Source organism: Mesorhizobium sp. CO1-1-7 (genome assembly GCF_020164885.1).
Lineage (GTDB): Bacteria > Pseudomonadota > Alphaproteobacteria > Rhizobiales > Rhizobiaceae > Mesorhizobium > Mesorhizobium australicum.
This window is the reverse complement of sequence record NZ_JAIUHA010000019.1, coordinates 23,619-30,358: the sequence shown is the minus strand read 5'-3', so window position 1 is coordinate 30,358 and position 6,740 is coordinate 23,619. Positions and strand designations below refer to the sequence as shown.

Here is a 6,740-nt window from a genome sequence, read left to right as displayed (position 1 = left end):
CCCCCCCCCCCCCCCCCCCCCCCCCCCCCCCCGACGGTAAACTATCGCGCGTTGCGGCCGACGATACGATTGGCCGCTGACGTTACCGCTTCCAGTGAGGCAGCGACGATGTTGGTGTTGATGCCGGCGCCGAACAGCTTGCCGCCGGGATATTCCATCTCGACATAGGAGATAGCCGACGCATTCGAGCCGCGCTGCATCGAATGCTCGGAATAATCGAGCACCGACATCTCGACGCCGACATGGCGTGACAGCGCATCGACGAAGCCGTCGATCGGGCCGGTGCCGGTGCCTGATATCGTCACTTCCTTGCCGTTGTCGAGGATGACCGCCTCGACCACGCGCCGGCCCTTCACCTCGGTGGCCGGGTAAGTGTGATGATCGAGGAATTTCAGGCGGGCGCCAGGCTGGTCGACATAGGTTTCGAGGAAGCGGTCATGAATACGCTTGGCCGGCACTTCCTTGCCTTCGGCGTCGGTGATCGCCTGGATAGCCTGACTGAATTCGATCTGCAGGTTGCGCGGCAAATTGAGGCCGTAATCGGCCTGCAGCACATAGGCAATGCCGCCCTTGCCCGACTGCGAGTTGATGCGGATGATGGCCTCATAGCTGCGGCCGACATCGGCCGGATCGATTGGCAGGTATGGCACTTCCCAGTGCGGTGTGTTGGCCTTCTTCAAGGCCTTCATGCCCTTGTTGATGGCGTCCTGGTGCGAGCCGGAAAAAGCAGTGTAGACGAGTTCGCCGACATAGGGGTGGCGCTCGGGAATCTTCAGCTGGTTCGAATATTCGTAGACATCCTTCATCCGGTTGATGTCGGAGCAGTCGATGCCCGGATCGACGCCTTGCGTGTACATGTTGAGCGCCAAGGTGACGATGTCGACATTGCCGGTGCGCTCGCCATTGCCGAACAGCGTGCCCTCGACGCGGTCGGCGCCAGCCATCAAGCCGAGTTCGGTGGTGGCGATGCCGGTGCCACGATCATTGTGCGGATGCAGCGAGATGATCAGGTTTTCGCGGTTGTCGAGATTGCGGCACATCCACTCGATGCGGTCGGCATAGATGTTGGGCGTCGACATCTCGACCGTCGACGGCAGGTTGATGATCAGCTTGTTGTCGGGTGTTGGCCTGACGATCTCGGTGACGGCGTTGCAGATCTCCAGAGCGACCTCGAGTTCGGTGCCGGTGAAGCTCTCCGGCGAATATTCGAAGCGATAGCCGCCGCCGGCCTTGGCAGCCATGTCGGTGATCATCTTGGCCGCGTCGGTCGCGATACGCTTGATGCCGCCGACATCTTTCTCGAAGACGACGCGACGCTGCAACTCGCTGGTCGAGTTGTAGAAATGCACGATCGGGTTGGTGGCGCCCTTCAGCGCCTCGAAGGTGCGGCTGATCAGTTCAGGCCGGCACTGCACCAGCACCTGCAACGACACATCGGCCGGCACGTTGCCTTGCTCGATGCACCAGCGCGCGAAGTCGAAATCGGTCTGCGAAGCCGAGGGGAAGCCGATCTCGATTTCCTTGAAGCCCATGTCGAGCAGCAGGCCGAACATGCGCGCCTTGCGCTCGTGGCCCATCGGATCGATCAGCGCCTGGTTGCCGTCGCGCAAATCTACCGAGCACCAGATCGGCGCCTTGTCGATCACTTTCGAGGGCCAGGTCCGGTCGGCGAGGCCGACGGTCGGGTAGGGCTGATATTTGCGGGCTGCGTCCGGCATGCCCCGGCCAACTTGCTTGCCGGTCGCGGCCTCGCTGGCGCGGATGTCTTCTCGTGCGTTCATCGTCGTTTCTCCCGGCGGCTGGCGGGTCCACCTTTCAGGCGGATGTGGAGCCAAGCGGCGCCTTTACCAGAATTTCGTTCGCTTGATATGATTTGCCAAGGAGCATGCGCTTGCGCGGCGGTTCGACCGCCGGGCGCTCCTTCAGCGAACCCGGCGATCGCCGATAAGGCCGAGAAGAAGCAGGGTCGAGGCAAGCGCGCGCACGGTCTCGCCGGCAAAGCCGGTCTGACGGGAAGCGGTGGTGGGGCGCGTGTTCATGGCCGCTCTCATACAGGAGCGGCCTGTTGGAGGCAAGCGGGCCGGCCTCCGTCGAATTTTATCTTAACGCGGATGCTCTTCCCCGCGCGCCGCAAATGCGCCAGACTTGGCTTCCGGCGGGTGCCGTCGGCAGGGGGCGTTCATGAATTTCGTGTTCTTCTCGCCGCATTTTCCAGCCAACGGCGCCGATTTCTGCGACCGGCTGAAGAAGGCCGGCGCGACCGTGCTCGGTATTGGCGATGCGCCCTATGATGCGCTCGACGGCAAGCTGAAGCAGGCGCTTTCGGAATACTACCGCGTCGCCGACATGGAGGATTACGAGCCGGTGTTCCGGGCGATAGGCCATTTCATCCACAAATGGGGCCGCATCGACCGGTTCGAATCGCTCAACGAGCACTGGCTGGAGCTGGAAGCCAACATCCGCACCGACTTCAACATCTACGGCACCAAGCTCGATTTCGTGAAGAATCTGAAGCGCAAGAGCCGCATGCGCGCCTTCTTCCGCAAGAGCGGTGTCGAGACGATCGCGCAGCGAAAATGCTCCGACCGGGCCGGCGCCATGACCTTCATCCGCCGCGTCGGCTACCCCGTGGTGGTGAAGCCGGATTCGGGCTCCGGCGCTTCGAACACGTTCAAGATCTCCAATGCGAAAGAGCTCGACCAGTTCTTCCGGGACAAGCCGGAGGACGTGACCTTCGTCATGGAGCAGTTCATCGAAGGGCTGGTTGTGACCTATGACGGATTGATCAACCGCGACGGCGAGGTGGTGCTGGCGGCCAGCCATCGCTACGACCAGAGCGTCATGGACGTGGTCAACAAGGACCGCCACATGAGCTACACCTGCTTTCCCCGGATCAGGCCTGCCGTCGAGGAGGCCGGCCGCAAGATCCTGAAAGCATTCGACGTGCGCGAGCGCTTTTTCCACATCGAACTGTTCGAGACCAGGGACGACCGCATCATCGCGCTGGAGGTCAACATGCGGCCGCCCGGCGCCTGGATGACCGACGCGATCAACTACACGTTCGACATCGATGTCTACGCGGCATGGGCGGACATGGTGGTCAAGGATGCCGTCGGCGGCCCTTATGAGGGCAAGTATTTCACCGCCTATGCCAGCCGCAAGCGCCACCTCGACTATTTGCACAGCCATGCGGACGTGCTAGCCGCCCACCGCGACAAGATCGTCCATCATCAGCCGATAGAAGAGGTTTTCAGCCGGGCCATGGGAAATTACGCCTACCAGATGCGCTCGAAGGATCAGGCTGATCTGCGCGAGGCGGTGGCCTATATCCACGCCGAAAAGGCTTGAGGCATGGACATTTCCTATCACAAGGTCTTCGCCCGCAATCTCGGCCGCGACATGGAGTACAAGCGCTACGGGCATGCCGGCCGGCCGGTCGTGGTGTTCCCGACCTCGCAGGGCCGCTTCTACCAGTTCGAGGATTCCGGCGGAGTGGGGGCGCTCGCCGAGTTCGTCGATACCGGCCGCATCCAGCTGTTCACCGTCGACGGCATCGATACAGAATCCTTCTTCGCCAGGAATGTCGATGCCGCGCATCGCATCGACCGGCACGAGGCCTATTTCCGCTATCTGCGCGAGGAGGCGCTGCCGGACTTTCTGGAAACCGCCGCGCAAGCCAATGGCGGACGGCGGTTGAAGCCGCTGTTCTCGGGCTGTTCGATGGGCGGCTACCATTCCTCGAACTTCGTCTTCCGGTTTCCCGAGCTCGCCAGCGGCGTCATCTCGCTGTCGGGTGTCTATTCGGCCCGCGATTTCTTCGGCAAGGCGCTCGACGGCGACATTTTCTACAATTCGCCGCTCGATTATCTGCCAGGGATCGTCGACCCGAAACTGCTGGCGCGGCTGAAAGCGCTCAGGCTGATCTTCTGCTGTGGGCAGGGCGCATGGGAGGAGCGCATGCTGGTCGAGACGCGCCAGCTGGAACAGATCCTGCACGACAAATCCATTCCGGCCTGGGTCGACTATTGGGGCGGTGACGTCAGCCATGACTGGCCGTGGTGGCACAAGCAGCTGGTTTATTTCTTCGGCCGCTGGCTGGATGACGATCTGATGCACAGGCTGGACTAAGGTGCATTGATATTCAGCTGGCCTGCGAATGGCTGACACCTACCCTTCCTGGCAGGCCGGCAGGGGTGCGGTCTGGTGCTCCGCCGCCGATCCGCGGCGCAGGCCGAGAAAGACGACGAGGGCGGTGACGATGGTGACTGTCGCCAGCACGATCAGCAGCCTGTCGAACGCCGTTTCGTAGGCCTCGACCAGCACGGCGGCGCCAGCCGCCGGCAAATGGTGCGCGGTTCCACCGACATTGCCGGTCACCAGCAATTGCGCCGCGGCGGCCGCGTCGCTGGAAGGCGCAGCGCCCCGAGCGGCGAGTTGCGCGGCGGTAAAGCCTGACAGGGTCGCCATGACGATGGCCAGCGCCACACCTTCGCAAGCGACACGGGTGGTGTTGAAGATGCCGACCGCCATCCCGGCCCGCTCCGTCGGCACGACGCTGACGGCGAGCCCGTCCATCAACCCCCAAGGCAAGGCGATGCCGACGCCGATCAGGATCAGTGGCGCGACCAGCGCAACCTCAACCGGGGGCGTCAGGCTCAGCCAGACCAGGCCGGCCGCCGCGACGAGCAGGCCGACGCCGCAGATCGTGGCCGGAGCGATCCAGCGCGCCAGCTGGCCGGCGAGCAAGGGCAGGAACAACAACGGTCCGGAGAGGCAGATCATCAATTGCCCGGCCTTGATCTCGCTCATCCCCTCGATGCCGATGAAGCGGATCGGTAAAAGTACGAGCAGGACGACGAAGCCATAGGCGGGCGCCGCCGCAAGAAACTGGACGCCGACGAAGCGAGGAAAGCGAAACAGGGTGAGATCGAGCATCGGCCGGCGCACGCGCCGCTCGGCGACGACAAACAGCACAAAGCAAAGGACGGCGACGCCGAGAAGCGTTGCCACCAGCGGGTCGGTCCAGCCGCTCTGGGGCGCCTGGAGCACGCCATAGGTCAGCGAGGCCAGCGCGAAGGTGAACGTGGCGGCGCCCGCCCAGTCGAGGCCGGAAGCATCCGGATCACGCGATTCCCTGATGGTGCGCAGGCCGAGGGTTGCCGAGCCAGCCGCGAGCGCCATCACCAGAACAAAGATCGACCGCCAGCCGAAGGCGGCGATGAGCAGGCCGGAGGCGATCGGGCCGAAGGCCAGCCCGATGCCGAAACTGGTGCCGAGGAAGGAGAAGGCGCGCAGCCGCGATGGTCCCTCGAATTCCTGGGCAAGTGCGGAGGCGCCGCCGGCGAAGGCCAAGGCACTGCCGAGCCCTTGCGCGGCCCTGAAGATGTCGAACCAGGCGATGTCGGACGCCAGCATCGCGCCGAGCGAAGCGAATATGTAGAGGGCAAGACCGACGAGGAAGATCCGCTTGCGGCCATGATTATCGGCCAGCGCTCCGGCCGCCATCAGGCTGGCGGCGAAGGTCAGCATAAAGGCGTTGGTCACCCAGTTGAGCGTGATCGGGCTGCCGCCGAGATCGGCCGCGATGCGGGAGAGCGCGACGGCCGGGCCGGTGAAGGTCAGAGGCATCGTCATCGCGGCAAGGCATACCGACAAGAGCACGAGCCATCGCTCGGCCGGGCCGGTGGTGGTCTTCAAGGTCATGGGTTTTTCCTATCTGAGCGGTCTGCGCCGGCATGCGCGCAACCGCGGCGCCGATCATGCGGACCAAGATAGGTCAGAGACAGATCAGGAATAATAGTATTAAATATCCTGATATAACGGACTGAAACGCTCGAATGGAGCAGCATGATGGATCGCCTCAGCGGCCTTCTGGCTTTCGCCCGCACCGCCGAGTTCGGCAGCTTCGTCGCCGCCGGCCGGGCGCTCGGCATCTCCGCTTCAGCGGTCGGCAAAAGCGTCGCGCGGCTCGAACAGGAACTCGGCGTGCGGCTGCTGCAGCGCTCCACGCGACGAATCGGCCTGACGGAGGAGGGCAAGCTGTTCAACGAGCGCGTGCGGCGCATCCTCGACGACATCGACGATGCCGAGGCGATGCTGTCGCGGACAAGGGAGACGCCGCGTGGGCGGTTGCGCGTCTCCACCCCGATCGTCACCTACCATCTTTTGCTGCCGGTGCTGTCGGAGTTCATGGCCCGCTATTCCGAGATCGAGCTCGATATCGATTTCAACGACCGGATCGTCGACGTCATCGAGGAAGGCATCGACGTCGCCATCCGCAGCGGCGAGCTGCCTGATTCACGATTGGTGTCCAGACCCATTGCGCCCTTCCGCATGCTGCTGTGCGCGGCTCCCTCCTACCTCGATCGCCATGGCACTCCCGGTGTGCCGGCGGATCTCATCAGGCATTTCGGCATAAACTTCCGCTATCTCAACAGCGGCAGGCTGCTGGACTGGCCGTTCATTACCGGGAGCGCCCAACCGCTGATCCGTTCAATGTTGACCTGCAACAACATGGAAGCTTTGAAAGGCGCCACGATCGCCGGACTCGGCATCGCCTGCATGCCCGATTTCCTGGTGCGGGACGCGTTGCGCGAGGACCGGCTGCGCACCGTGCTCGACGATCATGTCGACGGCCGTGGCCAGTTCCGGATGCTATGGCCCTCCAATCGCCATCTGTCGCCAAAGGTGCGCGTCTTCGTCGATTTCCTGCCCGAACGCCTGGCAGCCGCGCGATAGCG

Annotated in this window: 5 protein-coding genes; 3 read left to right on the top strand and 2 right to left on the bottom strand. The window is 63.4% G+C overall.

Annotated elements, in window-relative coordinates:
• Positions 1 to 41: 41 nt before the first annotated feature.
• Entirely contained in the window at positions 42 to 1,781 is a 1,740-nt protein-coding gene (gene leuA, locus LB516_RS28730) for a 2-isopropylmalate synthase (RefSeq protein ID WP_224720823.1), read from the bottom strand.
• A 400-nt stretch (positions 1,782 to 2,181) separates the two neighbouring features.
• On the opposite strand from leuA, the gene LB516_RS28725 reads away from it, so the two are divergent.
• Together LB516_RS28725 and LB516_RS28720 are read left to right on the top strand one after the other, a co-directional pair.
• Positions 2,182 to 3,348: an ATP-grasp domain-containing protein gene (locus LB516_RS28725; RefSeq protein ID WP_140665180.1), complete on the top strand. Its 1,167-nt coding sequence runs from the start codon at positions 2,182 to 2,184 to the stop codon at positions 3,346 to 3,348.
• A gap of 3 nt (positions 3,349 to 3,351) precedes the next feature.
• The gene (locus tag LB516_RS28720; RefSeq protein WP_224720822.1) at positions 3,352 to 4,128 is read left to right on the top strand and encodes an esterase family protein; all 777 of its coding nucleotides are present in this window, start codon (positions 3,352 to 3,354) and stop codon (positions 4,126 to 4,128) included.
• Between the two features lie 39 nt (positions 4,129 to 4,167).
• On the opposite strand, the gene LB516_RS28715 is transcribed toward LB516_RS28720, so the two are convergent.
• On the bottom strand, positions 4,168 to 5,703 hold the full coding sequence (locus LB516_RS28715) for an MFS transporter (protein ID WP_224720821.1): 1,536 nt from the start codon (positions 5,701 to 5,703) through the stop codon (positions 4,168 to 4,170).
• Between the two features lie 147 nt (positions 5,704 to 5,850).
• Here LB516_RS28715 and LB516_RS28710 point away from each other — a divergent pair, with 147 nt between their 5' ends.
• Complete coding sequence (locus LB516_RS28710; protein WP_224720820.1) at positions 5,851 to 6,738, top strand: LysR family transcriptional regulator; 888 nt, start codon at positions 5,851 to 5,853, stop codon at positions 6,736 to 6,738.
• Positions 6,739 to 6,740: the final 2 nt, after the last annotated feature.

What these genes read in the sequence shown, in the direction of transcription:
- leuA (WP_224720823.1), bottom strand. Translation starts at nt 1,781, where the DNA reads ATGAACGCACGAGAAGACATCCGCGCCAGCGAGGCCGCGACCGGCAAG.
- LB516_RS28725 (WP_140665180.1), top strand. Translation starts at nt 2,182, where the DNA reads ATGAATTTCGTGTTCTTCTCGCCGCATTTTCCAGCCAACGGCGCCGAT.
- LB516_RS28720 (WP_224720822.1), top strand. Translation starts at nt 3,352, where the DNA reads ATGGACATTTCCTATCACAAGGTCTTCGCCCGCAATCTCGGCCGCGAC.
- LB516_RS28715 (WP_224720821.1), bottom strand. Translation starts at nt 5,703, where the DNA reads ATGACCTTGAAGACCACCACCGGCCCGGCCGAGCGATGGCTCGTGCTC.
- LB516_RS28710 (WP_224720820.1), top strand. Translation starts at nt 5,851, where the DNA reads ATGGATCGCCTCAGCGGCCTTCTGGCTTTCGCCCGCACCGCCGAGTTC.